The sequence below is a fragment of the Haloarchaeobius amylolyticus genome (assembly GCF_026616195.1).
Classification (GTDB): Archaea; Halobacteriota; Halobacteria; order Halobacteriales; family Natrialbaceae; genus Haloarchaeobius; species Haloarchaeobius amylolyticus.
On the sequence record NZ_JANHDH010000001.1, the window covers coordinates 1123336 to 1146313 of the forward strand.

24 protein-coding genes and 1 tRNA gene are annotated in these 22978 nt (G+C 67.5%); 11 read left to right on the forward strand and 14 right to left on the reverse strand.

Annotated elements, in window-relative coordinates; all coding sequences use genetic code 11:
• Nucleotides 1-9 precede the first annotated feature (9 nt).
• On the reverse strand, nucleotides 10-3135 hold the full coding sequence (locus NOV86_RS05815) for an adenosylcobalamin-dependent ribonucleoside-diphosphate reductase (protein ID WP_267640337.1): 3126 nt from the start codon (nucleotides 3133-3135) through the stop codon (nucleotides 10-12).
• A 378-nt stretch (nucleotides 3136-3513) separates the two neighbouring features.
• Between NOV86_RS05815 and NOV86_RS05820 the strand changes: the two genes are divergently transcribed.
• Nucleotides 3514-3768 carry a hypothetical protein gene (locus tag NOV86_RS05820; protein WP_267640339.1) on the forward strand — a complete coding sequence of 85 codons (255 nt, stop codon included), beginning with the start codon at nucleotides 3514-3516 and terminating at the stop codon, nucleotides 3766-3768.
• Between the two features lie 10 nt (nucleotides 3769-3778).
• Here the strand turns inward: NOV86_RS05820 and NOV86_RS05825 are convergent, their stop codons facing one another.
• Nucleotides 3779-4174: a winged helix-turn-helix transcriptional regulator gene (locus NOV86_RS05825; protein ID WP_267640341.1), complete on the reverse strand. Its 396-nt coding sequence runs from the start codon at nucleotides 4172-4174 to the stop codon at nucleotides 3779-3781.
• 131 nt (nucleotides 4175-4305) lie between these two features.
• On the opposite strand from NOV86_RS05825, the gene NOV86_RS05830 reads away from it, so the two are divergent.
• Entirely contained in the window at nucleotides 4306-5097 is a 792-nt protein-coding gene (locus NOV86_RS05830) for an SDR family NAD(P)-dependent oxidoreductase (RefSeq protein WP_267640343.1), read from the forward strand.
• A 36-nt stretch (nucleotides 5098-5133) separates the two neighbouring features.
• Here NOV86_RS05830 and trpG read toward each other — a convergent pair whose 3' ends face one another.
• From trpG to trpD, 4 genes are read right to left on the reverse strand one after another with little or no spacing between them, the layout of a single operon-like run.
• On the reverse strand, nucleotides 5134-5778 hold the full coding sequence (gene trpG / locus NOV86_RS05835; protein WP_267640344.1) for an anthranilate synthase component II: 645 nt from the start codon (nucleotides 5776-5778) through the stop codon (nucleotides 5134-5136).
• Nucleotides 5775-7418, reverse strand: a complete 1644-nt coding sequence (trpE, locus tag NOV86_RS05840; RefSeq protein ID WP_267640346.1) for an anthranilate synthase component I — start codon at nucleotides 7416-7418, stop codon at nucleotides 5775-5777. Before trpE ends, trpG begins: the two co-directional genes overlap by 4 nt.
• On the reverse strand, nucleotides 7415-8065 hold the full coding sequence (locus NOV86_RS05845) for a phosphoribosylanthranilate isomerase (protein WP_267640348.1): 651 nt from the start codon (nucleotides 8063-8065) through the stop codon (nucleotides 7415-7417). Before NOV86_RS05845 ends, trpE begins: the two co-directional genes overlap by 4 nt.
• A complete protein-coding gene (gene trpD, locus NOV86_RS05850) occupies nucleotides 8062-9066 on the reverse strand; it encodes an anthranilate phosphoribosyltransferase (protein ID WP_267640349.1) in 1005 nt (334 codons plus the stop codon). Before trpD ends, NOV86_RS05845 begins: the two co-directional genes overlap by 4 nt.
• Nucleotides 9067-9319: 253 nt before the next feature.
• On the opposite strand from trpD, the gene NOV86_RS05855 reads away from it, so the two are divergent.
• From NOV86_RS05855 to NOV86_RS05865, 3 genes are all read left to right on the forward strand, one after another.
• Nucleotides 9320-9394 (forward strand) — tRNA-Val (locus NOV86_RS05855).
• 351 nt (nucleotides 9395-9745) lie between these two features.
• Nucleotides 9746-9955, forward strand: coding sequence for a TOBE domain-containing protein (locus NOV86_RS05860; RefSeq protein WP_267640350.1), 210 nt, complete (start codon nucleotides 9746-9748; stop codon nucleotides 9953-9955).
• A 59-nt stretch (nucleotides 9956-10014) separates the two neighbouring features.
• The gene (locus NOV86_RS05865; protein ID WP_267640351.1) at nucleotides 10015-10194 is read left to right on the forward strand and encodes a DUF1059 domain-containing protein; all 180 of its coding nucleotides are present in this window, start codon (nucleotides 10015-10017) and stop codon (nucleotides 10192-10194) included.
• Nucleotides 10195-10215: 21 nt separating this feature from the next.
• Here NOV86_RS05865 and NOV86_RS05870 read toward each other — a convergent pair whose 3' ends face one another.
• From NOV86_RS05870 to NOV86_RS05885, 4 genes are all read right to left on the reverse strand, one after another.
• Complete coding sequence (locus tag NOV86_RS05870) at nucleotides 10216-10740, reverse strand: CNNM domain-containing protein (protein ID WP_267640352.1); 525 nt, start codon at nucleotides 10738-10740, stop codon at nucleotides 10216-10218.
• 121 nt (nucleotides 10741-10861) lie between these two features.
• Complete coding sequence (locus NOV86_RS05875) at nucleotides 10862-11398, reverse strand: adenine phosphoribosyltransferase (protein WP_267640353.1); 537 nt, start codon at nucleotides 11396-11398, stop codon at nucleotides 10862-10864.
• 41 nt (nucleotides 11399-11439) lie between these two features.
• Entirely contained in the window at nucleotides 11440-12057 is a 618-nt protein-coding gene (locus tag NOV86_RS05880) for an RAD55 family ATPase (RefSeq protein WP_267640354.1), read from the reverse strand.
• A gap of 26 nt (nucleotides 12058-12083) precedes the next feature.
• Entirely contained in the window at nucleotides 12084-12446 is a 363-nt protein-coding gene (locus NOV86_RS05885; protein ID WP_267640355.1) for a lycopene cyclase domain-containing protein, read from the reverse strand.
• A gap of 92 nt (nucleotides 12447-12538) precedes the next feature.
• Here NOV86_RS05885 and NOV86_RS05890 point away from each other — a divergent pair, with 92 nt between their 5' ends.
• Complete coding sequence (locus tag NOV86_RS05890; RefSeq protein WP_267640356.1) at nucleotides 12539-13696, forward strand: CBS domain-containing protein; 1158 nt, start codon at nucleotides 12539-12541, stop codon at nucleotides 13694-13696.
• A gap of 54 nt (nucleotides 13697-13750) precedes the next feature.
• On the opposite strand, the gene radB is transcribed toward NOV86_RS05890, so the two are convergent.
• Complete coding sequence (gene radB / locus NOV86_RS05895; protein WP_267640357.1) at nucleotides 13751-14449, reverse strand: DNA repair and recombination protein RadB; 699 nt, start codon at nucleotides 14447-14449, stop codon at nucleotides 13751-13753.
• A gap of 87 nt (nucleotides 14450-14536) precedes the next feature.
• Between radB and NOV86_RS05900 the strand changes: the two genes are divergently transcribed.
• Entirely contained in the window at nucleotides 14537-15292 is a 756-nt protein-coding gene (locus NOV86_RS05900; protein WP_267640358.1) for a hypothetical protein, read from the forward strand.
• A 106-nt stretch (nucleotides 15293-15398) separates the two neighbouring features.
• On the opposite strand, the gene NOV86_RS05905 is transcribed toward NOV86_RS05900, so the two are convergent.
• Entirely contained in the window at nucleotides 15399-15692 is a 294-nt protein-coding gene (locus tag NOV86_RS05905; RefSeq protein WP_267640359.1) for a hypothetical protein, read from the reverse strand.
• 386 nt (nucleotides 15693-16078) lie between these two features.
• On the opposite strand from NOV86_RS05905, the gene NOV86_RS05910 reads away from it, so the two are divergent.
• From NOV86_RS05910 to NOV86_RS05920, 3 genes are all read left to right on the forward strand, one after another.
• A complete protein-coding gene (locus tag NOV86_RS05910) occupies nucleotides 16079-18304 on the forward strand; it encodes a CDC48 family AAA ATPase (protein WP_267640360.1) in 2226 nt (741 codons plus the stop codon).
• A 63-nt stretch (nucleotides 18305-18367) separates the two neighbouring features.
• Entirely contained in the window at nucleotides 18368-19969 is a 1602-nt protein-coding gene (locus NOV86_RS23200) for a CARDB domain-containing protein (RefSeq protein ID WP_267640361.1), read from the forward strand.
• 334 nt (nucleotides 19970-20303) lie between these two features.
• On the forward strand, nucleotides 20304-20525 hold the full coding sequence (locus NOV86_RS05920; protein WP_267640362.1) for a DUF8028 family protein: 222 nt from the start codon (nucleotides 20304-20306) through the stop codon (nucleotides 20523-20525).
• A 52-nt stretch (nucleotides 20526-20577) separates the two neighbouring features.
• Here NOV86_RS05920 and NOV86_RS05925 read toward each other — a convergent pair whose 3' ends face one another.
• Nucleotides 20578-21510, reverse strand: a complete 933-nt coding sequence (locus tag NOV86_RS05925; RefSeq protein ID WP_267640363.1) for a DMT family transporter — start codon at nucleotides 21508-21510, stop codon at nucleotides 20578-20580.
• A 160-nt stretch (nucleotides 21511-21670) separates the two neighbouring features.
• Between NOV86_RS05925 and NOV86_RS05930 the strand changes: the two genes are divergently transcribed.
• Nucleotides 21671-22306: a ribonuclease H family protein gene (locus NOV86_RS05930; protein ID WP_267640365.1), complete on the forward strand. Its 636-nt coding sequence runs from the start codon at nucleotides 21671-21673 to the stop codon at nucleotides 22304-22306.
• Nucleotides 22307-22426: 120 nt separating this feature from the next.
• Here NOV86_RS05930 and NOV86_RS05935 read toward each other — a convergent pair whose 3' ends face one another.
• Complete coding sequence (locus NOV86_RS05935) at nucleotides 22427-22912, reverse strand: hypothetical protein (RefSeq protein ID WP_267640367.1); 486 nt, start codon at nucleotides 22910-22912, stop codon at nucleotides 22427-22429.
• Nucleotides 22913-22978 lie beyond the last annotated feature (66 nt).

The following is a 22978-nucleotide window of genomic DNA, read 5'->3' on the forward strand; positions in this document are numbered from 1 at the left end:
CCGGGCCGTTCAGCACTCCGACCAGCCGCAGGACTCGCAGGTCTTGCAGCCCTCGGAGTAGTACAGCGAGAGCGAGCCACAGTCGGGGCACTCGGGGCTCTCGCCGGCCGCGATGAGGTCGTCGACGGCGTCGGAGGTCCCGCCCTGGTCGGGCTCGGGCGTCTCCGCGGCCGCGGACCCGCCGTCGGTCTCACGTGCCTCGGCACGGCGACGCTCGGCGGCCTCCTCGGCCGTCTCGTCGAGCGTCTTCTGCTGCGGGTAGGTACGGTCGATCTCGTCGTCGAGGTAGCGCCGGAGGGCGGTCCCGAAGGCGTCCGGGATGGAGTTGATCTGCTCGCCCTTGTCCCAGGCGACCTTCGGCGACCGGATGCCCTGGAGCTTGTCGACGATCTCGCTCGGGTCGACACCGGAGCGCAGCGCGATGGAGATGGTCTTCGCGAGCGCGTCGGTGAAGGAGTTCGTGAAGCCACCGGAGTGGCCCGTGTTGGCGAACAGCTCGAACGGTTCGGCCGTCTCGGGGTCCTCGTTGATGGTCACGTAGAGCTTGCCGTAGCCGGTGTCGATGCGCTGGGTGACGCCGTGGAGCTGGTCCGGGCGCTCCTTCTTCTTGGCGTAGGTTCGCTCGCCGCCGCCACCGACGATGTCGGTCACGTCGGCCTCGAGCTTCGCGCGGACGTCCTCGCTGTCGAGGAAGCCCTCGATGCCGCCGAAGGCGGCCTCGATCTGCTCGAGGATGACCTCGGCCGCCTCACCTTCGTCGGCGAAGTCGGCGTTGTCGGCGCGGGTCGTCAGGACCTGCTTCGAGCGCGTGCCGTCGCGGTAGACGGTGACGCCCTTCCCGCCGTTCTCGTAGATGTAGCGGTAGACCTCGTCCATGTCCTCCATGGAGGCGTCGTTCGGGAAGTTGCAGGTCTTCGAGATGGCGGAGTCGACGCCCTCCTGGCAGGCGCACTGGACGGCGGCGTGTTGCTTGCCGGTCAGGTCCTGGGTCACGACGAACAGTTCGCCGATGGCGTCCGGGACGGTGTCGAGCCCCTCGACGCCGTCGAACTCGTTGGCGGCCATCTGCTCCTGTGCCTCCTGCTTGACGGCCTCGACGTCGATGTCGTTGGCCTCCAGCGTGCGCAGGAAGTAGTCGTCGAACTCGACGAGCATCTCGTCGCCCTGCACGTCGTCGGAGACGTTCTTGTAGTACGCGACGTTGTAGATTGGCTCACAGCCACCCGTGGTGTTGCCGACCATCGAGGTCGTCCCGGTCGGGGCGATGGTGGTCGTGTTGTGGTTGCGGATGGGGAAGCCGTCGGCCCACTCCTCGGCGTCGAGGCCGGTGTGGTGCTCGAACCACTCGGGGTACTCCGTCGGGTTCGCGTACTTCGAGTCGTCCCAGTCGTTGAACGCGCCGCGTTCCTCCGCGAGTTCGTGGGAGGTCCACTTCGACTCGTGGTTGATGTGACGCATCAGCTGGCGGGCGACCTCGTTGCCCTCCTCGGAGCCGTACTCGATACCGAGCTGGATGTAGAGCTGGGCGAGGCCCATGACGCCGAGGCCGATCTTGCGCATGTCCCGGACCTTCTGTTCGATCTTCTCGACCGGGAAGTCCGACATCGTCACGACGTTCTCGAGGAAGCGGGTGCCGCGGTCGATGCGGTAGTCGAACTCCTCGAAGTCGATGGCCTCGTCGAGGAACGCCGAGACGGCCGCCTCGTGGGACTCGTACTCGTCGGCGTTCTGGGCGGACCAGACGCGCCAGTCGGGCGCGTCGAGGTCGGCCAGCGTCGAGAGGTTGATGTGCCCGAGGTTGCAGGCCTCGTACTCCTCGAGGGGCTGCTCGCCGCAGGGGTTGGTCGCGAGGATGCGGTGGTCGGGGTGCTCCTCCACGTCGAAGGAGTGCTGCTTGTTCACGCGCTCCAGGTAGATGACGCCGGGTTCTCCGTTCTCGTGGGCACCCTCGACGATGTCCTCCCAGACGACCTCGGCGGGCATCGAGAGGACCTCGCCGACCTCGACGTACTCGCCGAGGCCGAACATCTCGTACAGTTCCTTGGTCTCGGGCGTGGCGACGTGGGGCTCCTCGGTGCGCGGGTTGGTGAAGGTGAACTCCTCGCCGTTCTGGAGCGCCTCCATGAAGTCATCCGTGACACCGACGGAGATGTTGAAGTTCGAGAGGTGGCCCTCGACGGCGTTACGGAGGTGCTTGGGCACCTTGCCCTCGTCGTCGATGAGTTCGCGGGCCTCCTCCAAGGCATCGGCGAAGGAGGTGTGCGTGTAGTCGTCCGGGTCGTTCAGGCGGAGGGTCTGGGCGAGCGAGACGTCCTTGTTCTTGGCGTGGATGAACTGGATGACGTCGGGGTGCGAGATGCGCATGACGCCCATCTGTGCGCCGCGTCGCGCGCCACCCTGCGCGATGGTCTCGCACATCTGGTCGAAGGTGCGCATGAAGGTGATGGGGCCGGAGGCGATGCCTCCCGTACTACCCACGGCGTCACCGTAGGGGCGGAGGCGCCAGAAGGCGTAGCCCATGCCACCGCCGGACTGGAAGACCTGTGCGGCCTCCTTGGCGGTCTGGTGGATGTCGTCGATGTCGTCGTCGGGCGAGTCGACGAAACACGCCGAGAGCTGCTGGAGTTCGTCGCCGGCGTTCATCAGCGTCGGCGAGTTCGGCATGAAGTCGAGGTTCGACATCATCGACTCGAACTCGTCGGCGACGTCCTCGACGTGGTCGCGGATGTCACCGGGCAGTTCCGGGACGACGGTGTCGTACGCGAACTTGTTGACGTTGTAGATGCTGAGTTCGGTCTCGGCGTCGTCGTCGACGGCGGTCCCCTTCCCGAAGACCTCGTCGGCGAGTTCGTCGCGGCGCGGGTGGTCGGGTTTGAGCTGGTCGGGCGTGACCGTGACCGAGACGTCCTGCTTCTCGGCCTCGTAGACGGCCTCGGCGAGCGCGATGTTCTTCCCGACGCGCTCGAAGAGGTCCTCCTGGGACTCGACGAGTTCGCCGTCGGCGTCCTTGCGGAGGTAGCGCGCGGGCAGGATGTTGTGGTAGGCGTTGCCCGTGAGGCGCTCCTCCAGCGTCTCCCCCTCGGTCCGCTTGATGGGCAGTTCCAGTTCGTCGGCGGTCAGTTGCGGTTCGCTCATGCGGTCCCCTCCTCGCCCGCAGGCGGCCGCTGGCGGGCGATTTCGTCGTCGAAGCGTCGTGTCGATGTCATCGGTAGTAGCGAAGGTTGGTTACTCTATCGTCCTTCATAAATGGACGGGTTACGGATTTCTTGGATTACTTCAACCTGAGTTGTTCTGTAGCGTTGCCACTTTCTGAACGTATCACGAACCCGTGATGTACGGGGCGAGTCTCCACCACGTCCGTAATAGATGGGCGCACATAACCCCACTCAAACCGGAGTGAAAGTGTAACTGCGAAAACGCTATCCAGGGGAGACGCCCGTCCGGTTCAGTTCCGGTTCCGTCCCAAGCAGTTTCGCCCACAGGCTTATCCCCCCATCGTGCGCCATAGATAGCATGTTCGAACTTCCGGGGCTGGTCCCGATGCAACTCGGCGTGGAGACCATCGGAGGCATCGTCCTCCTCGTGGTCGCCCTCGTGGTCGTGTACAAGGTCATCAACCTCGCGTTCAGCATCGCGGTGAAGGTGCTCGTCGTCGCGGCTGCCGGGCTCGTCGTGCTCTGGGCACTCTCGCTCGTCGGGTTCAACCCGCTCGGACTGCCGTTCCCGGGGACGCTGGCGGTCCCCGTAGATACGGCCCTGGCCCGGTAGAATCGACTGCTCACTCCGTCGTTGCTGTTTTCTCGGGCGGCGCGTCCGCCTCGTACTCCCGCGCCCAGTCGTAGAGGTCCTCGAATATCGGCGTCAGCGCGTGGGTCTTCTCGGTCGCCTCGTACTCGACGCGGGGCGGAATCTCGTCGTAGGACCGCCTGACGACGTACCCACGCTCGGTCAGCTCGGAGAGCCGGTTCGAGAGGGTCGTCGAGGAGATGGCGAGGCGCTCCTCGAGGTCCGAGAACCGGAGCGGCTCCTCGCTGAACGCGAACTCGTACATGATGGCGAGGGTGTGGCGCTTCCCGAACAGTGAGAGGACCTCGGGGATGACCGCCTCCGAGTCGAACTCGGTGAGGTGGCCGCACTCCTGGTTCGCTTCGTGCAGCGGGCTGGCGTCGTCCATACGTGAACTCCAGGTGCTGGAGTTGAAACACTTTCGTTCGTGGATTCTCGGCCAATACTCCAGAAGCCCGGAGTTACTCCAGGAATCGGGTCTCGACGGTTTATCACTCCAGAAAGTAAAGTCAGGGTACGATGACGACGACAGAATCACGAACCGCCCTCGTGACAGGGGCGTCCAGTGGTATCGGTGAGAAGCTCGCGGCCGAGTTCGCCGCGGACGGCTACGACGTTGCGCTGACGGCGCGCCGTCGCGACAGACTCGAAGCGCACGCGGACCGCCTCGAAGCCGAGTACGGCGTCGAGACCCACGTGGTCACGGCCGACCTCGCCGAGCCCGACGCGCCCGCAGAACTCCTCGCAGAGCTACGCGACAGGGACGTGCAGGTCGACGCGCTGGTCAACAACGCCGGCTTCTCGACGTACGGGCCCTTCGCCGGGTCCGACCGCGCGACCGCACAGGACATGATACAGGTCAACCTCGCCTCGCTGACGGACCTCACCCACCGGGTCCTCGACGGGATGGTCGAGCGCGGTCACGGCGAGATACTGAACACCGCGTCGATGGCCGGGATGGCCCCGACCCCGAACACCGCGGTCTACGCCGCGACGAAGTCCTACGTGCTGTCGTTCTCGGAAGCACTCGCGCACGAACTCGAGGACGACGGCGTCACGGTCACCGCGCTCTGCCCGGGACCGGTCGATACCGAACTCATCGCCAAGGAAGGGATGGCGGACTCCGACATCGACAACAGCGACCTGAACGACCCCGAGTCCGTCGCCCGTGCGGGCTACCAGGGGCTCAAAGACGGCGACCGCGTCGTCGTCCCGTCCCGGCGGATGCAGGCCCTCGCACAGCTCAAGCGGGTACTGCCGAGGAAGCGAGTCGTCTCGCTGGCGGCGAACCAGTACGAACAGTACGGCTGAGTTAGACGGACAGCCGGCGCGTCTGGCCCCGCACGTCTACCCGAGCGAGGCGAGGAAGTTGTCGACGATGTCGTGCCCACACGCCGTGAGCACCGACTCCGGGTGGAACTGCACGCACTCGATGGGGTACTCGCGGTGGCGCACGCCCATGACGAGCGGTTCGGCCCCGCCGTCGGTCGCCGCGGTGTCGACGCTGGCGGCGCCGACCGCGTGGTCGGCCGTGGCCGAGACCTCGAAGCACTCGGGCACCGTGGTCGCCACGAGCGAGTGGTACCGGCCCGCCGAGAAGCCCTGTTCGATGCCCGCGAAGACGCCGCGGCCGTCGTGGTCGATGGGCCACGCCTTGCCGTGAACCGGCTCGGGCGCCCGGCCGATCTCGCCGCCGTAGGCGTACACTGCGGCCTCGAGGCCGAGGCAGACGCCGAGGGTCGGAATCTCTGTACTCAGCTCGCGGAACACGTCGAGGGTGACGCCCACGTCGCGGGGGTTCGCCGGGTGGCCCGGTCCCGGCGACACGACGATGGCGTCCGGGTCGAACTCGCGGATGTCGTCCAGACTGGCCGTGTTCCGAACGACCTTCGTCTCGGGGTCGTGCCCGCTCTCGATGAGCGACGACTCGACGTACTCGACGAGGTTGTACGTGAACGAGTCGAAGTTGTCGACGAAGAGGATGCGGGTCATCTGGACACCTCCTGTGAGGGTGCGGCCGCCTGCTGTTCGACGCGGCGGAGCGCCTCCAGCACGCCGTCCATCTTCTTCTCGGTCTCCTCGTACTCGCTGGTCGGGTCGCTGTCGGCCACGATGCCCGCGCCGGCGCGCACGGTGACCCTATCGCTGCCACCCGCGACCGCGCCCTTCTCGACCGTCGCGGTCCGGATGACGATGGCGACGTCGGCGTCGCCGGTCCAGGAGTAGTAGCCGACTCCGCCGCCGTAGAGGCCCCGGGGCTCGTCCTCCAGGTCGTCGATGATCTCCATGGCGCGGATCTTCGGGGCGCCGGTGAGCGTCCCGGCCGGGAAGGCGGCGCGGGTCGCGTCGAAGGCGTCGTACTCGGCGGCCATGGTGCCGGTGACGGTCGACTCGATGTGCTGGACGTGGCTGTACTTGAGGACGTTCATGAACTCCTCGACGCGGACGCTGCCCGGCTCGGACACCCGGCGCACGTCGTTGCGCGCGAGGTCGACCAGCATGGTGTGCTCGGCGCGCTCCTTCTCGTCGGCGAGCATCTCGCCGGCCAGCCGGCGGTCTTCGACGGGGCTGTCCCCGCGAGGGCAGGTCCCCGCGATGGGGTTCGAGACGACGCGCTGGCCGCTGACGGAGACGAGCGTCTCGGGGCTCGCGCCGACGACGTGGAAGTCGCCGTGCTGGAGCAGGTACATGTACGGCGAGGGGTTGACCTCGCGCAGGGCCGCGTACAGGCCCATCGGGTCGCAGTCGCCGACGAGTTCGCGGGTCCGCGAGATGACGCCCTGGTAGATGTCGCCGTCGAGGACGTGCTCCTTGGTCCGGGCGACCGCGTCCTCGTAGTCCTCTTGCGAGCCGGCCGTCTCGGACTCGCGGACGAAGCCACCGGGCTCGGGGTCGGCCGCGTCCGAGAGCAGGGCCTCGACGCGGGCGGCCTCGCCGACGAGCACGTCGTACACCGCACCGGCGTCCTCGCCGTCGCGGACGACCGGGGTGAACACGAGCGAGAGTTCGTCGGCGTGGTGGTCGAAGACCAGCGTCTTCGTCGCCAGCACGAACTCGGCGTCGGGGAACCGCGAGTCGGGCCGGTCGACGCCGACCTCGTCGAGGAACAGGTCGTACACCGCGTCGTAGCAGAGGAACCCGACCAGCCCGCCGTCGAGGTGCTGGCGGCCCGTCTCGGGGAAGCCCACCGGGGTCGCGTCGGGCATGGCCGACCGGAGCGTGTCGAGGGTGTCGCCCTCCACCGGGTCGACCAGCCCCTTGTACCGGTCGTCACAGACCTCGACCGACGCCCCCTCGGGGCCGACCGTGACGACCGCGGCGGGGTCGTAGCCGACGAAGGAGTACCGCGCGTGGCGGTCGGCGTCGGTACCGGCGCTGAAGGCCCCGGCCGGGTCGCTGGAGGCGGTCTTCTCCGCACTCTCCAGCAGGAAGGCGTGGTCGGAGTCGGTCGCACCGGAGAGCGCGGCGTACGCGCCCAGCGGCGTCGTCGTCTCGTCGAGGTCGAGCGTGGCCTCGACGCGGACCACGGCGGGGCGGTCCGGTTCGGTCGCGTCCTCGACGAGCTGGACGAACGTCTCCCGGTCGGGTGCCAGCGTCGGCTCGGTCGCCGACGATTCTGCCTCGTCGCTCATGCTTCCAGCGACCTCCGGCGCTCGGTCGCGGCGGCGACGAACCGCCGCATGGCGTCGTGGTCCTTGACGCCGCCACTCGATTCGACGCCGGAGGCCACGTCGACCGCGAAGGGGTCGACCGTCGCGACGGCCTCGGCGACGTTCTCGGGGGTGAGCCCGCCGGCGAGGACGACCGGCACGTCGATGTCCGCCAGTGCCTCGCGGGTCTTCGTCCAGTCGTGGGTCCGGCCGGTCCCGCCCGCACCCTGCTCGTCCACCGAGTCGACGAGCACCGCGTCGGCCACGTCGGCGTACCGCCGTGCCTCGGCCGGGTTCGCGGCGTCGACGTGCTTCAGGACGGTCACGTCGATGGTCGCCCTGACGTACGCCACGTCGCCGGGGGCGAGGTCGCTGTGGATCTGGAGCGCGTCGGGGGCGACCTCACGGACGAGTTCGATGGCGTCGCCGGGCATCTCCGGCATCGTCACGAGGACGGTCGTCACGAACGGCGGCACGTGTGCGACGAGTTCGGCGGCGCGTTCGACCGTGACCTCCCGCGGGGTGTCCACGGGCACGTCCACGACGAACCCGAGCGCGTCCGCCCCGGCCGCGACCGCGGCGTCGACGTCCTCCTCGCTGGTCAGGCCGCAGATCTTCACCCGCGTCATCGCGCGGGTACCGAGCTGAGGTCGGCCAGTTTGTCGGCGGCCGCGCCGGAGTCGATGGCCTCGCGGGCCTTCGCGACGCCTGCCTGCAGGGTGTCGGCGCCGCCCGCGATGTAGATGGCCGCGCCCGCGTTGGCGAGGATGATGTCTCGTTTCGCGCCCGTGACCTCGCCCCGGAGGATGCCCGTCATGTCTTCGGCGTTCTCCTCGGGGGTCCCGCCCGCCACGTCTTCGACGGGAGCGCGCTCCAGCCCGAGGTCCTCGGGCGTGAGCGTGTACTCCGTTATCTCGTCGCCGTCGACCTCCGCGACGACCGTCTCGCCGTGGATGCATATCTCGTCCATGCCGGAGCCGTGGACGACGAGGGCGCGTTCGACCTCCATGCGTGCGAGTGCGCGGGCGAGTACGGGAACGAGGTCGGGGTCGTAGACGCCGACGACCTGTGCGTCGGCCCCGGCCGGGTTCGTCAGCGGGCCGAGCACGTTGAACAGCGTCCGCATGCCAAGTTCCTTGCGCGGGCCGATGACGGCCTTCATCGCGGGGTGGAACACCGTCGCGAGCATGAACCCGATGCCGTCGTCCTCGATGCGGGCCTCGACCGCCGGCGGTTCGGCGTCGACCTGGACGCCCGCGACCTCCAGCACGTCGGCACTCCCGGAAGAAGAAGAGACGGAGTAGTTGCCGTGCTTGGCGACCGCGATGCCGGCCCCCGCCGCGACCATCGCGCTCGTGGTCGAGACGTTGATCGTGTCGTAGTCGTCGCCGCCGGTCCCGCAGGTGTCCACCAGCGGTCGCCGACCGGGGTCGATGCGGCGTGCCGCGTCGCGCATCCCCTGTGCGAACCCGGCGATCTCGGCCTCCGTCTCGCCCTTCGCCCGGAGCGCCGTGAGCAGGGCACCGATCTGTGCCTCGGTCGCCTCCTCGAAGATCATCCGTGCCGCGTCCCTCGCCTCCGCCTGTGTGAGGTCACCGCCGTCGGTGACACGCTCGATGTAGTCCTGCATTGTGAACACCAATGTATTGTTTCGTCTTACGATGTACAAATCCGTACATCGACTTAAGATTGTCGTCGCGGCTGGGGAATTTCGTGTGAGTCTCTGCCACGGTTCGACGGGTGGCCGAGACGTCCCGCCGCCCGCCCCGAATCGTGCACCCGGCCCCCGTGGTTGGAATCGCCACACCGCTGTCGATTCGAAACCCTTTTTTATACCACCGGCCAACGAGGGAATGCAGGCAGACGAAGACCGGAACGCCACCGGGTTGGTGGTCTAGTCTGGTTATGACACCTCCTTGACATGGAGGAGGCCGGCAGTTCAAATCTGCCCCAACCCACTAATTTTGCGCCGAACTACACCGTGAGGCGCAAACTCGTTCTGTCTGGCAGTTTGAACTCGGGAGCGAAGCGAACGGAGTGAGCGGAGTGACCAAAGTTCAAATCTGCCCCAACTCCGCTTCTTCGGAACACAACACCTTCGAGCGGCGCGAGGTCGCAGAGCGACCTCGACTGCGAACGGCGGAGCCGTGAGCGTAGCGAGCGAGAAGTTCGTGTTTCGTAAAATGGAACACGGGGAGATTCGAACCAGCGAGCACCGTGAAGCGGTGCGAGTGGGGTTCAAATCTGCCCCAACCCACTTCTTCCTCCGCCGCCGACGAACCTATCGTCACACGAGTACTACCGTCGGCATGGCACTCAGTGCACGCAACCGCATCCACGGGACCGTCAGGACAGTCGAGACATCGGGCCTGATGGCCGAGGTCGTCGTCGAGACACCGGACGGACAGACCGTCACGGCCATCATCACCAGCGGGTCGGTAGAGCGTCTCGGCATCGCCGCGGGGGACGAGGTCGACGCCGTGGTGAAGGCGACCGAAGTGATGATCGAGACGGCGTAGCCGGGACCGACCACGACTCCACACGTTCTTTGCCGTCCAGCCGCGACCCAGAGTCAGGAATGCCCAAGCGACTCCAGTGTATCATCCCCGGTTGCGACGCCACTATCGACGGCCTGACCGAGGAGCAGGTGCTCGCACAGGTCGAGACGCACATCACGCGGGACCACCCGGACCTCGAACTCGACGCACAGGCCACCGACTCGATCCGCGCGAACATCGAAGACGTCGGGGACGAGTAGGCGACCGATTCTACCGCGGACTCACGGCGTGTTCGGGTCGTCGTCGAACTGTTCCTCCAGCGCGGTCTCGCCGCCCAGCACCCCGCTGAGCCGCCGGGTCAGCACGTCGAACAGGACCACGAGCGGGAGGAGTACCAGCTCGACGAGGTAGAGCGGGCGGGCGACCCGGCGCGCCCACGACCGGGCGTTGCCCAGCCCGTAGGACTTCGGGACGATCTCGCCGAAGACGAGCACGACCGAACTGGCGACCAGCGTGGCGACCGTGACGGCGGCACCCGCGGAGACCGTCTCGACCAGCGCGACCGTGATGACGCTGGAGATGGCCATGTTCACGATGTTGTTCCCGACGAGCAGCGTGACCAGCAGCCGGTGTGGGTCGTCCCGGAGTTCGGCGAGCCGGGCAGATTTCCGGTCGCCGGTCGCCTCGTCGGCCTCGATGGTCGCGACGGGGAGCGAGAAGATGGCCGTCTCACTGCTGGAGAAGAAAGCGCTACAGGCGAGCAGGACGGCGACTGTGGCGGCGCTGGTCCAGACGATGGTGTCCATGGTGGCAGGGTCGACGGGGTGGGTGAAGAAAGTCCGTCTGCGTCGGTGCGGTCTGGCTGGCGGTGACGGTGCGGAGGTAGAGCCAGCCAACCGTGGAGAACCAGTCCAGACTCGAAGCCCGCTAGTCCAGAATCTCGACGCCCTCGGCCGACACTTCGACGTCGACGAGGCTCGTGACCTCGTAGTCCATCGGCACCGTCTCGGACTCCATGCGGCGGATGACGGTCACCACGTCGACGACGGTCGCGCCGATGTCGTCGAGGGCCTCGGTGATGGCCGCGATGGAGACGCCGGTGTTCGTCAGGTCGTCGAGGACGAGCACGTTGTCGTCGGGGCTCACGTCGTTGACGTAGTACTCCTCGCCGTCGAGGTCGAAGGGCACCTCGTCGTCGAAGCCGTACTCGCGGTTCCGGATGACGACGAGGGGGATGTCGGCGACGAGCGAGACGGCGGTGGAGACGTGGACGCCCATGGTGACGGGGGTGACGATGACGTCCACGTCGGCGAGGTCGGCGACCCGGCAGATGCCGTTGACGACCTCGCGCATGAGGTGAGGGTCGAGCGTCGGGATACCGTTGCTGATGGGGTGGACGAGGTAGTGGTAGCCGTCGTCCTCGATGAGGGGGGCCTCGTGAATCGAGCGTCGAAGCGCGTCCATACGTGGCCTCTGACCGAGCGACGCGAAAAACGGCCCGGTTTCTAGGCGATGTCCCGGCTGGTATCGACCCGCACGTCGTCGGTCAACTGGAGTTTGACGGGTTCGCGCAGGGCCCTGCCGCCGCGGAACTTGGTGACCGCGAGGCGGTTCTCGATGGCGTAGGTGCTCACCCGGAGGTCGAGGTTCCAGACCACGTCGGCGGCCGCGAGGGTGGTCCCGCGCTGTGGCGTCGTCTCGCGGTCGCCGGTGCAGTGGAAGAAGCCGATGCTGTCGGTCTCGGCGAGCCGGCGCGAGAGCTGGTTGAGCATCGCGACGTAGGCCCGCCGGGGGGCCGCTTCGAGGGGGTTCGGCTGGTCGAGGACGACCACGCAGTTCTCGGGGACGTGCGGGAGGGCGTTGGTGAGGTCCTCCGGGGACGGGTCGGGGCCGAGGAACACGACCTCCGTGTTCTCGGCGGCGGTGCCGAGGCCGCGCTCGACCACGTCCGCGGGGCGTGTCGTCGAGAGGTACAGCGCGGGGTGTTGGGCGACGAGCTGGTCGAGGAGCAACTCGCTCTGGCTGTCCGGCGGTGCCACCAGCGCGAGGAGGCTGCCGGCCGGGATGCCGCCGTCGTGGAGCCGGTCCAGGGTGTCCATCCCCGTCGAGAACCGTCGTGCCATGGCGCGGTGGTTCGCCGCGGGATGGATTACGTCTTGTGCCTCTCGTCGGTCGCGTCTCGCTCGGGGTCCTCGCCTCGTCGGCGGTTCGTCGGCGGCCCGTGCAGGAGTTCGTGGACGCCGATGACCAGCGACGGCACGACGACCATGAAGATGTGTTCCTCGATGGGGATGCCGAGCAACTCGACGCCGGTCCGCATCGGGATGGCGAAGACGCCGACCTCGAGGGTGTACCAGTCCCAGACGTAGGCGACGGGGTAGAGCACGAGGACGGTCTTGCCGGCCCGGTGCAGCGCGTCGGCACGCCAGAGCAGGATGAAGGCCGCGGTCCCGAAGACGACCTCGGTCACGAGGTAGGTCCAGGGCCCGAGCACGGTGATGTCCGGGAGCACGTCCCGTGGTTGGCACGGGTTTCGCAAAGTCCTACTGGACCAGGATTGGCGGTATCTTGAAGAGCGATGCACGAGAAGTTCCACGTTGTACTATGGATATTTCTGATATCGCGACTACGGAGTTCATCGAAGTCGATGTCGGCGAGCGTCTCGGGAAGGTCCGCTCGGTGTTCGAGAACTCGAACCCGAAGGGCATCATCGTGACCCGGGACGGCGAGTACGAGGCAGTACTCTCAGAGCGTGTGTTGCTCCAGTCGCACGTCGAGGACGACGCCAAGGTCCAGGCGTTGGTCAAACCCAGCCGGAACGCGCCGGCGCCGAAGGTCGACCGACACGAGGACGTCAGGGAGACGGCGCGCGTCCTCGTCGAGGGTGGGGTGAAGGTCGCGCCCGTGTTCGAGGGTGACAACCTCTGGGGCATCGTCACGGCCGACGACATCCTCGAGGCGGTCCTGGACAACCTCGACGCGCTCGTCGTCGAGCAGATCTACTCCGACGACCCCGTCACCATCGGCGAACAGGACACCCTCGGGAAGGTCATCAACCTGCTCCGCGAGCACGGTATCTCGCGACTGCCGGTCGTCAACGAGGAGGGCTACCTCTCCGGCGTCGTGACCCGGCACGACATCGCCGACGTGGTCATCCGCGACATGGACAAGGCGACCACGGGCGAGCGCGCGGGCGACACCGACCGCGTGCTGGACATGCCGGTCTACGACATCATGAACAGCCCGGTGCGGACCGCGACCGTCGACGACACCGTCGAGGCGGCCGTCGCCTCCATGCTGGAGAACGACCTCGGGGGCCTCATCGTCGTCAACGAGGACGACGAGCGCCTCGTCACCGGCGTCGTCACCAAGACCGACGTGCTCCGCGCGCTGACCTTCACCGAGGAGGAGCACATGGACGTCCAGATCACCAACATCAACCTGCTCGACACCCTCTCCCGCGAGGAGATCCGCCAGTCGCTGGAGGAGGTCACCGAGAAGTACCAGAAGATGGACGTCCTGCACGTGCACGTCCGCTTCCAGGAGCACAAGGAGAAGCTCCGTGGCACCCCGCTCATCTACAGCCAGATCCGCGTCCGGACGACCAACGGTCAGGTCGCCGGCTCCGGCGAGGGCTACGGTGCCGAGTCCGCCTTCCGCGTCGCGCTGGACAAGCTCGAGCGCAACGTCCTCGAGATGAAGAACTACCAGTCCGACGAGGAGTACCGCGGCCAGCTCCTGCGCAAGCTCGACGAGCTGTAAGCAGGACGACCACCACGGATGGGATGCCCACCGTCCCGGCGCCGCATCCGGTTCTCAGACGTCGGCTGCCGCGATACCCGAGTCGGTGATGGTGAACTGGACCGAGTCGCCGGCCGGCTTCGCCCGATGTTTCTCCAGCGTCGCACGACGGTTCCCGCCCCGGAACCGGTCGATGCGGACGACGCTGCCCATCCAGTGCTCCAGCGTGTTCCCGCCGAGTGCCCGCGTCCGGTCGCTGTCGATGTCGGAGAACACCTGGTTGGTGAGCAAGACGGCGAAGTCGTGCTTGCGGGCGAGCGAGAGCAGGTGGGTGACCTGTCGGCCGACCTTGCGCAGCGCCTCGCCGCCCTTCGAGTCCTCCCCGCGTTCGAGCCGGTAGAAGCCGGTCGCGGAGTCGACGACGACGAGGTCGGCCCGGTCGGCGAACCCGTCGACGTCACGCACCGCCTCCTCCTGCTCCTGGAAGTCGAGTGCCTCCTCGACGATGATGCGGCCCGTGATGTCCTCGACGGACTCCTCCGTGCGAGAGGCCCGCGCGTTCGCGATCTGCTCGAAGCGGTCGAGCGACAGCCCCTCGGTGTCGATGTAGACGACGGTCCCCCCGCGGGCGGCGGTCTCGACGGCGGAGACGAGCGCGACGTTGGTCTTCCCGGCCGCCGGCGGCCCGTACACCTGCGTGACGGTGCCACGCTCGAACCCGCCCCCGAGGAGCTCGTCGAACTCGGCACACCCCGTCTCGATGTTCCCTTGCACGTTCCCCCCTGTGTCGGACCCGGATAAAAAATCTCGGAATGCGGGGGGAGGTTGCGTTTTAAGCCGGTCGGCGCGAAACCTCAGGGAGTGATAGTCGTCGCCACCGCCGACTTCGAGGTCTACCACGGCGTCGTCAACGAGCTACGCGACCGTGGTGTGACGTTCACGACCATCGAACCCGACGAGGAGTTGCCCGAGCACACGGAGGTCGTCATCACCGGTCCGGACGAGGAGGTCGAGGGGCCACGGGTCGTGCAGGCCGAACCCGACGACCCGCGGCGAGCCGTCGACGAGGCGCTGGTCTACCTCCGCGGTGAGGGTGGCCGGACCATCGTGGGGGTCGACCCGGGCCGCCGCCCCGGTATCGCGGTGCTCGCGGGCGACACGGTGGTCGCAGCGTTCCAGGTCCCGGCCGACGACGTGGTCGCGGTCATCGAGCGCGAGGTGGCAGACGCGGTCGACCCGGTCGTCCGCATCGGCGACGGGGCCCGGCTGGAGGGGGCGAGCATCGTGAACGCCCTCGAGGACGTCCGGGTCGAACTCGTCGACGAGACGGGGACGACGCCGTACCTCGGCACCGGCGCGCGGGGGATGGGCGACGTGCTGGCGGCGGTGAACATCGCCCGACTCGAGGGCGAGGTGGTCGAGAACCGCGACATCGAGCCGACGCCGGGCGAACTTCAGGTCATCAAGAACCGGTCACGCGAGCAGTCCGCGGAGAACCGGGCCATCGACGAGGACCTGGCACGCCGTGTCGCTGCCGGTGAGTTGAGCATCGAGGAAGCGCTGGCGCTCCATCGCGGTGAGGACGACGCGGTCACAGCGGACGACGACGAAGAATAGCCGCAGAAGTACCGTCAGGGCAGCCGAAAACGGGCACCGTACAGAAGAACGTCGGTTCGCGTGTCGAGACGTGTCGCGACGTGTTCAGGTGTCTCGACGGTGGCGCTTATCGCGCGGCCCAGTCGCACTCGGTGCAGGCCGGGACGCCCTGCACGTTGACGAGCGAGCCGTCGCAGCTGGGACACGCCATCGTGACCGCGACGCCGCCGTCGGCGACGACCTTCTGCTTCTCGGGTTCGTCGGCCGTCTCCTCGGTCTCGGTCGGTTCGGGCTCGTCGGCCACGGGCTCGGCGTGGCGCCACATGCCGAAGGTGAACGGATGGTCGTCGTAGAACGATTCGGATGGCTCGTCGTCCGTGCTGGCACTCTCCTCCCCAGGGGTTGTGTTGGTGGCAGTCATCCTCGGTCGCTACCGGAAACATCGGCCGCATAGCATATAAGGCTAGGTGCTGATGTGTATCCTTGACCAAGGCGTCTTAATATTATATTAGGACAAATTCCTTACTGGTGTAGGACCTACGAGTGACTTAGTATCTCGCCAGTTCTACATACGTGTGAGGTACATACCCATGGGTTCCGGGCCGACGACCCACGGTGAACGCCGGAATCACGGCGAAGACGCCACCGAACACTGCTGCAAGCCGGTAGGCCTTTGTAGCCGTCGGCCCAATCAAACATGTTAACATACAACATGGAACTGACGGTGAATCGACCGCCGACCCCCGGGACCAAAAGCCCTATCGGGACGCGAGACGCATTTCAGACCATCCCCGTAGCCCAACAATCATGAACGAAGTTCAACTAGAGGTCGCCAAGGCGTACCCGAACGACTCGGGACGCGGTATCGCCAGGCTCGACCCGGATACGCTGTTACATCTGAAGCTCAGCCCGGGCGATATCATCGAGATAGAAGGTGCAGATACGACCGCCGCCAAGGTGTGGCGCGCGGACAGGCAGGACTGGAACACGGACACCGTCCGCATCGACGGCTTCACCCGCCAGAACGCCGACGTGGGCATCGGCGAACGGGTGACCATCAGGAAAGCAGAGGCCACCAAGGCCGACAAGCTCGTCCTCGCACCCCCCGAGGAGGCGTCGGTCCAGTTCGGCTCCGACGCCGCCGGCATGGTGAAGCGACAGATCCTCAAGCGGCCGGTCGTCGAACGCGACATCGTCCCGGTCATGTCGAGCACGAACCACCCGTTCATGCGCTCGCCGGGCCAGGCCATCCCGCTCATCGCGGTCGAGACCCAGCCCGAGGGCGTCGTGCTCATCACCGAGGACACCGAGGTCGAGCTCCGCGAGGAGCCCATCTCGGGCTTCGAGAAGACCGGTGGCGGCATCACCTACGAGGACATCGGAGGGCTCCAGGGCGAGATCCAGCGGGTCCGCGAGATGGTCGAGCTGCCGATGAAGCACCCGCAGATCTTCAAGAAGCTCGGCATCGAGCCGCCACAGGGTGTCCTCCTGCACGGCCCGCCGGGCACGGGGAAGACCCTGCTGGCGAAGGCGGTCGCCAACGAGACCTCTGCGAGTTTCTTCTCTATCGCCGGTCCCGAGATCATCTCCAAGTACTACGGTGAGTCCGAACAGCAGCTCCGCGAGATATTCGAGGACGCGAGCGAGGAGTCTCCCGCCATCATCTTCATCGACGAACTCGACTCCATCGCGCCCAAGCGTGAGGACGTGACCGGCGAGGTCGAACGCCGCGTCGTCGCCCAGTTGCTGACGATGATGGACGGGCTCGAGGCCCGCGGACAGGTCATCGTCATCGCGGCGACGAACCGCGTCGACTCGGTCGACCCGGCACTGCGCCGCCCCGGCCGCTTCGACCGCGAGATCGAGATCGGCGTCCCCGACGAGGAGGGCCGCGAGGAGATCCTCCAGATCCACACCCGCGGCATGCCGCTGTCGGACGACGTGAGCCTGGACCACCTCGCCCACGAGACCCACGGCTTCGTCGGTGCCGACATCGAGAGCCTCACCAAGGAGGCCGCGATGAAGGCGCTGCGCCGGTACCTCCCCGAGATAGACCTCGACGAGGAGGACATCCCGCCGAGCCTCATCGACCGGATGATCGTCAAGCGCGAGGACTTCAACGGCGCGCTCAACGAGGTCGAACCGAGCGCGATGCGCGAGGTCCTCGTCGAACTCCCGAAGATATCCTGGGACGACGTCGGTGGCCTCGAGACGGCCAAGCAGAACATCCAGGAGTCCATCGAGTGGCCGCTGAACAACCCCGAGAAGTTCGACCGCATGGGCATCGACCCGCCGTCTGGCGTGTTGCTCTACGGCCCGCCCGGCACCGGGAAGACGCTGATGGCGAAGGCGGTCGCCAACGAGACGAACGCGAACTTCATCTCGGTCCGCGGCCCGCAGCTGCTCTCGAAGTGGGTCGGCGAGTCCGAGAAGGCCATCCGGCAGACGTTCCGGAAGGCCCGGCAGGTGGCCCCGACGGTCATCTTCTTCGACGAGCTCGACTCGCTGGCGCCCGGCCGTGGCGGCGAGATGGGCTCGAACGTCTCCGAGCGCGTCGTCAACCAGCTCCTGACCGAACTCGACGGGCTGGAGGAGATGGGCGACGTGATGGTCATCGGCGCGACCAACCGCCCGGACATGATCGACCCGGCGCTCATCCGCTCGGGCCGGTTCGACCGCCTGGTCATGATCGGCCAGCCCGACGTGGAGGGTCGCGAGCAGATCCTGAAGATCCACACGGAGAACATCCCGATGGCGACCGACGTGAGCCTGCGCGAACTCGCCGAGCTCACGGACGGCTACGTCGGCTCCGACCTCGAGTCCATCGCGCGTGAGGCTGCCATCGAGGCCCTGCGCGAGGACGACGACGCCGAGATGGTCGAGATGCGCCACTTCCGCAAGGCGATGGAGTCGGTCCGGCCGACCATCACCGAGGACATCCTCGACTACTACGAGCAGATGAAAGAGGACTTCAAGGGCGGCACGGCCGACGTGGGCCGCGACCGCCAGAGCAGTCGTATCGGCTTCCAGTAGGCCGCTATCTCCGGGACGGCGCCCGGACCGTCCCCGTCCCCACCGGCGAACGCTTTTAAGTCCGTGCGGGTTACACCTCAACTCGAACAGCAGATGCCGTCGGACCCGCCACCTGGCCCGCCATCGCCGGAACCCGCCTCGACGAGGAGCGATGGCTCCTACCGGCCCTTCCGCGACCCGCAGGTCATCCTGCTGGTCCTCATCGTCCTCGGGACGTTCGCGGTGATGGCGGGCGGGCTCGGGACCGGCCCCCCGTTCGGCGACGACAACGAATCCTCTGGCCCCGTCTTCCCGGTGTTCGACTACGACGGCGAGGAGCGACCGGAAGCCGAGGCGCTCTCGCTCACCGCGAACCGGACGACCATCGACCCCGGGCAGGCGGTCACGTTCTCGGTGCGCGCGAAGGACAAACCCGTCGCCAACGTCACGCTGTCGGGCGGTGACCGGAGCGAGAAGACGGACCGGAACGGGACCGCGGTCCTGACCTTCGCCGAGCCGGGGCGCTACCAGGTCGTGCTGGCACCGACGACGGGCGAGGACACGTCCACCGAGCGCGTGACCGTCACGGTCCGGCGCTACGAGGTCGACCTCGCGGCCGCGACGAGCCCGGCGAAACCGGTCACCGGCCAGCCAGTGACCGTCGAACTCACCCGGGCCGACACGGGGGCGGCCATCGCCGGGACGGTGGTCGCCGGTGGTCAGACGGTCCAGACAGGCGCGGACGGCCGGGCGAACGTGACCTTCGAGACCGCGGGCAGCCACACCGTCACGGTCCGGGCACCCAAGACCGGGCAGGAGCGCTTCGTCCCCGCCGAGACGACCGTCCAAGTCCAGCGCCGGGTCGTGAACCTGGACCTCGGCCTCGGGACGAGCGACCCGCAGGTCGACGAGCAGGTTCCGGTCCGGGTGAGCCGGGCCGACACCGGCGCGCCCGTGAACGCGACGGTCACGGTCGGGAACGTGACGACCACGACCGGCACGGACGGCCAGACCAACGTCTCCCTGTCGACGGCCGGCGAGTACACCGTCTCCGCCGCGGCGTCGCAGACGGCCGCGGTCCGATTCAGGAACACGACCACCGGGATGACGGTGAAGCGGCAGGTGGTCGACCTGGAACTGGCCGTCGACCGCACCTCCATCCAGGCGGGCGAACGCGTGACGTTCGCGCTCCGCCGGGCCGACACCGGCGAGCGCGTCGCGGGCACGGTCGACCTCTACGGGACGCCCTACCTGACGACCGACGAGGGCCGCCTCCGGGTCGCCTTCCAGACCCCCGGCACCGTCACCGCGGTCGGGAACACCTCGCAGACGCCCCGGACCCGGTTCGTCCCCGCGAGCCGGGATCTAACCATCCTCGGCCCAGACTGGACGGTCACGGCCCTCGACGCGCCCGGGTCCGTCCAGCGGAACGACTCGGTGACCGTGACGGCTCGCGTCGCCAACGAAGGGAACACGGGTGCGACCGAGCAGGTGACCTACCGCGTCGGGGACGAGACGCTGGCGACGACGACCGTGTCGCTGGACCCCGGTGAATCGACCGCGGTCAGGCTCACCGTCGACGCGGTCGACCTGCCTGCGGGCGAGTACACCCAGTCGGTCGTCGTCGACGACGCGAGCGTCGACGCGACCCTGACGGTCACGGGGAACCAGACCGAGGCGACCTAGGTCGTGACGACACGGACCGAGACGGCCCGGGCCGCGACGACCCAGACCACGGCGGCCTGAACCGCGACCGTCCCGGCCTCGCGTAGACATGACAGGTCCACCGAACCGGTCGTTACACCCACCGAATCCACTGTTCAGGCCGTGGTACGGTTCACCATCCATCGCGCCTCCATCGCTCGGTTAGACCGCCCCAGACGAGTCGATAAAACGTCTCGAGTTCTCTCGTGGCGTGCTGAAACGATTAGGCCACCCGTATATTTCTGTGAAACGTCGAGAAATAAAACGAACGCTCGTCTCCCTATAAGACCCTCGGTGGCGTACTACTGTACGTCGCATGGCAAGTTCCTCGCTCGAACAGCTCACGAATCGCGCCGCCGGTGGGAGCCGGTTCCAGCCCGTCCGGATGATGGGCTTCTGGGCAGCCGTCTCGCTCCCGTTCCTGAACGTCGCCCTCCTGACCGTCGGGCTCGATACACCGACGAAGTCGGCGCTGTTCGTCGCGCTGTTGCTGCTCAACCTGGTCGCGCTCGCCGTCGGGCACACCTACCAGCCCTGAAAAGACACGCCGCAGTCGGTTCTACGCTGCCCTCCGACCACACCCTTCTGCCCTACGATTCCTGCCGCCGCGCAGTCCGCACGCTCTCCAGCTCGGCGGCGAGTGCCCGGCGCTTGACGACCGCGAAGCCGGCGAAGATGACGACGAACCCGACGACGGTGTAGACGTCCACGGTGTCACCGAGGACCAGCCAGCCCGAGATGGCGGCGAACACCGGCGCGACGTAGGAGACCATGTTGATTTCGACCGGGCCGAGCCGGTCCAGCAGGTCGAAGTAGATGAGGAAGCCGAGGGCGCTGGCGAAGATGGAGAGGTACACCAGCGACGCGATGGCCCGTGGCGTCCACTCGATGAGGGCGAACGATTCGCTGGGCATGGCGACGCTCAGGGCGTGCATCAGCAGTGCCCCCAGCAGCATCGACCACGCCTCCATCGCCTCGATGGAGATGTCGCTCTCGACCCGCCGGGTGAGCACGCTCCCCAGCGCGAAGGCCGCCGCGGCCCCGAACACGAGCAACTTGGAGACGACGGCGTCCGAGAGCAACGCGTCCGGGTCCGGGTGGACGAGGACGGCCACGCCGACGAGGGCGAGGAGCATCCCGAGCCACGTGCCGGGCGTCACCGGTTCGTTCGGCAGCAGCAGTCGGGCGAACGCGGTCGTCAGGACCGGCGAGAGCGCGACGAGGACCGCCGCGGCCCCGCTGGTGACGGGACCGGTCTCGCCGACGAACAGCAGCGCGTGGTAGGCGGCGATCATGAACACGCCGCCGATGGCGACCTCCAGCCAGGCGGCCCGGGAGCGGGGCAGCCAGTCGTCGACCGCGTAGATGGCGTAGCCGAGCATCAGGACGCCCGCGATGTCGTACCGGAGGGCGGCGAACAGCACCGGCGGGATGTCGGCGACACCCGCCTTGATGGCCATGAAGGCGCTCCCCCAGACGGCCGCGAGGACGAGAAAGAGCGAGACGTTCCGGTATCTGGTCACGGAGAAGACGAGTCGAGGGACGCTAAGGAAACTTTCTATCCCGGCCCAGCCCGCCGGTTCGGGTCGCCTATATACCCGTCCGGACCCGCCCGGAGGACTCCCGTCGTTCACTTTCACTCCGGGGCGTACCGTTTATATTCGTGCTCGCGTTACCAGAGGTATGGCCGCTCATGGCCGTCCCGCGCTGCGGGATCTGTTCGACGAGTCGCCGACGCCGCACATCGCACACCCGCCTACGACTCACCACCGCGATTTCTACGTCGCCACAGACGGCTCCTACAGAGAGTCGGGTGCGGGTGGACTCGGTGTCGTCATCGAGGCCCGAGACGGCACGCGCGTCACGCGCCTGTCGACCGGCGACTCGCCCCCGGACAACAACGTCGCCGAGTACCGGGCACTGCACCTCGGACTCGACGTGCTCGCCGCCCGTGCGCCCGCGGATGCCCGCGTCGGCATCCTCGTGGACCACGACGACCTCGCGGCGAACGTCAACAACGCGGTGCTCGCGACTCGACACCCGGACTGGCAACCGACCAAACCGTTCGTCGTCCCGCGGGCCAGCGAGAACCACTGGCGGGGCATCCGCGCCCGCCTCTGTGGCTTCGGCGAGGTGCGTGCCGCGCGCATCCACTCCGACGACAACCCGGCGCACCCGCTGGCGAACGCGCCGGACCGCTACGCCCACGTCAACGACGAACCGGAACGCTGCGTCCTGCCCGAACCGCTCGGGCCGGCCGAGACCGCGGGCCCGCAGTACCCGCCGCCGTCGCGCGCCGACCGCCACGCCTCGGACTGACCGGCTAGCACGGTCCGGTTCCGGCGTTCCGGGTGTTCGAGTGCGGTTCCAGGGACGGCTCTCGCTCTCGAGAACTGGTTTCTCACCTTCGTCTTGCCGGACAGAACAGGGTCGGGTCCGTCAGTCGTCGAGCGTCCGCCGCTCGACGACGACCACCGTCTCGGCGTCCCGGACGCCGAGGACGACGCGTTCGCCGGCGACGAGTTCGTCCTCGTAGACGAGGTCGCCGTCGATGGAGATGTCGACGAGGTAGTCGGTGTCGCGGTCGAACTGACCACTCAGGTAGATGCGTTCCGCGTAGCTGAGCTCGCGCTCGCGGTTGTAGATGGTCGTGAGGTCCTCGAGCCGGGTCAGCCGGACCGAGACGTCGAGCAGGCCGGAGGCGGTCGAGATGACCTCCAGTTCGGGCGCCGGTTCCGGGGGCGCGGCGGTCGCGGTCGGCGGGGAGTCGTCGGTGGCGTCCGGGTCCGCGGTGTCGGTCTCGTCGGCCGGCGCGGTGAGCGGGTCCCGTGCCTCGGGGTCGGCACGGGTCTCGTGGAGGGTGCGGCCGACGAACCCGGTGGTCCCGGCGGCCGCGGTCAGCGTGAGGAACCGGCGACGGTTCATACCCGATGCTAGGTCCGGGACCGTAAAAGGACACAGAAAACACAAACAGTCGTTTGAGATACTGCG

Bases quoted from the DNA above. Each gene is read 5' to 3' on its own strand.
- NOV86_RS05920 (WP_267640362.1), top strand. From the start codon at position 20,304: ATGGCAAGTTCCTCGCTCGAACAGCTCACGAATCGCGCCGCCGGTGGG.
- NOV86_RS05825 (WP_267640341.1), bottom strand. From the start codon at position 4,174: ATGGACGACGCCAGCCCGCTGCACGAAGCGAACCAGGAGTGCGGCCAC.
- NOV86_RS05845 (WP_267640348.1), bottom strand. From the start codon at position 8,065: ATGACGCGGGTGAAGATCTGCGGCCTGACCAGCGAGGAGGACGTCGAC.
- NOV86_RS05880 (WP_267640354.1), bottom strand. From the start codon at position 12,057: ATGGCACGACGGTTCTCGACGGGGATGGACACCCTGGACCGGCTCCAC.
- trpE (WP_267640346.1), bottom strand. From the start codon at position 7,418: ATGAGCGACGAGGCAGAATCGTCGGCGACCGAGCCGACGCTGGCACCC.
- NOV86_RS05930 (WP_267640365.1), top strand. From the start codon at position 21,671: ATGGCCGCTCATGGCCGTCCCGCGCTGCGGGATCTGTTCGACGAGTCG.
- NOV86_RS05935 (WP_267640367.1), bottom strand. From the start codon at position 22,912: ATGAACCGTCGCCGGTTCCTCACGCTGACCGCGGCCGCCGGGACCACC.
- NOV86_RS05815 (WP_267640337.1), bottom strand. From the start codon at position 3,135: ATGAGCGAACCGCAACTGACCGCCGACGAACTGGAACTGCCCATCAAG.
- NOV86_RS05890 (WP_267640356.1), top strand. From the start codon at position 12,539: ATGGATATTTCTGATATCGCGACTACGGAGTTCATCGAAGTCGATGTC.
- trpG (WP_267640344.1), bottom strand. From the start codon at position 5,778: ATGACCCGCATCCTCTTCGTCGACAACTTCGACTCGTTCACGTACAAC.
- NOV86_RS05875 (WP_267640353.1), bottom strand. From the start codon at position 11,398: ATGGACGCGCTTCGACGCTCGATTCACGAGGCCCCCCTCATCGAGGAC.
- NOV86_RS05860 (WP_267640350.1), top strand. From the start codon at position 9,746: ATGGCACTCAGTGCACGCAACCGCATCCACGGGACCGTCAGGACAGTC.
- NOV86_RS05865 (WP_267640351.1), top strand. From the start codon at position 10,015: ATGCCCAAGCGACTCCAGTGTATCATCCCCGGTTGCGACGCCACTATC.
- NOV86_RS05910 (WP_267640360.1), top strand. From the start codon at position 16,079: ATGAACGAAGTTCAACTAGAGGTCGCCAAGGCGTACCCGAACGACTCG.
- trpD (WP_267640349.1), bottom strand. From the start codon at position 9,066: ATGCAGGACTACATCGAGCGTGTCACCGACGGCGGTGACCTCACACAG.
- NOV86_RS05830 (WP_267640343.1), top strand. From the start codon at position 4,306: ATGACGACGACAGAATCACGAACCGCCCTCGTGACAGGGGCGTCCAGT.
- NOV86_RS05820 (WP_267640339.1), top strand. From the start codon at position 3,514: ATGTTCGAACTTCCGGGGCTGGTCCCGATGCAACTCGGCGTGGAGACC.
- NOV86_RS05905 (WP_267640359.1), bottom strand. From the start codon at position 15,692: ATGACTGCCACCAACACAACCCCTGGGGAGGAGAGTGCCAGCACGGAC.
- NOV86_RS05870 (WP_267640352.1), bottom strand. From the start codon at position 10,740: ATGGACACCATCGTCTGGACCAGCGCCGCCACAGTCGCCGTCCTGCTC.